Source organism: Rodentibacter rarus, assembly GCF_001998965.1.
In the GTDB taxonomy this organism is placed as follows: domain Bacteria; phylum Pseudomonadota; class Gammaproteobacteria; order Enterobacterales; family Pasteurellaceae; genus Rodentibacter; species Rodentibacter rarus.
Genome location: NZ_MLHJ01000114.1, coordinates 1 through 1,424 on the forward strand (window position 1 = coordinate 1; position 1,424 = coordinate 1,424).

General features: G+C 47.4%; 1 protein-coding gene. It reads left to right on the forward strand.

Annotation, left to right across the window (positions count from 1 at the left end; genetic code table 11):
• The coding region (tssI, locus tag BKK50_RS10315) for a type VI secretion system tip protein TssI/VgrG (protein ID WP_143529809.1) at positions 1-1,424 on the forward strand (1,424 nt) is incomplete at both ends.

Genomic DNA, 1,424 nt, shown 5'->3' on the forward strand with positions numbered 1-1,424 from the left:
ACCTTTTCAGTGGTGTCCTTTGAATTACGTGAGCATTACAGCGAGCCCTATTGTTTAACAGTTCAATTGAGTAGTCCCCTTGATGCTATAGAGGCTTCTCAGGTGCTTGACCAAAAGGTGAAGTTTACCGTTTGGCAATCGGGAAAAGCGGAACGGGTTATCTCAGGCATCATCTCAAGTTTTACCCAAGGCGACAGTGGGTTTGAACAAACGCACTATTTTTTGGAGATTCGTCCGGCCCTGTGGCGCACCGGCTTACGACGTAATGCCCGCATTTTCCAACAAAAAAATCTACAACAGATTTTAACCGCACTGTTGAATGAACACGGCATTGCCCATTATGCCTTTGCGTTTACAGACGCCCATCCAGTAAGGGAGTTCTGTGTGCAATGGCAGGAAACAGATTTTGATTTTATCCAACGCCTCACCGCAGAAGAAGGGATATTCTATTATTTTGAAGAGAAAGAGGGCATTGAAACGCTTGTTTTTAGTGATAATGCCGAGACCTTATCTTCTCCCCTTGCTTACTCTTATAACCCGAATAAAACCACTCAACTACAAGAACAGACGGTAAGACAATTTCTCAAACGCACTCAAGTGAGACATTCTCGTGCGGTATTGAAAGATTACACCTTTAAAAAGCCGGATTGGGAAGCGCAGTTTGAACAAAGTGCGACAGAGGGAGAGGGACAAAGACAGGGTTATGAGCATTATGATTACCCGGGCAGGTTTAAAGGGAGTGAACAAGGCAAAGCCTTTACCCGTTATCGTTTAGAGAGTTTGAGAAGGGATGCACATTTAGGGGAAGGAGAAAGTAATATTCCGGGTTTATCGCCGGGCAGACTTTTAACACTCAGCCAACACCCGAATCCGGCATTTAACAGCACATGGCAAGTGATTGGCGTAGTAAGCCGAGGAGAACAACCGCAGTCGGTAGAAGGGGAAGCGGGCGAAAAAGGGACATATTTTACCAATCACTTTCAGGTTATCCCGAAGTATCAGACCTGGCGTCCATTACAACGTACCAAACCGAAGGTAGATGGTCCGCAAATCGCTCAGGTGGTCGGCCCGAAGGGAGAGGAGATATTTACGGACAATGTAGGTCGAATCCGGGTGCAATTTTTTTGGGATAGAGAAGGGAAATATGATGACCATAGCTCGTGTTGGATACGCGTCACGCAACCGTGGGCAGGACAAGGCTGGGGGGTACTGGCGATACCGCGTGTGGGCCAGGAGGTGTTGGTTGATTTTTTAGATGGCGACCCGGACCAACCGATAATCACGGGGAGGACGTATCACGCGACAAATGTCCCGCCAGGAAAATTGCCCCAAAGTAAAACGCAGATGGCATTTCGCTCTAAGACGTATAAGGGGGAGGGGTATAACGAACTTTTATTTGAGGATGCGCCGGGACAGGAACAACT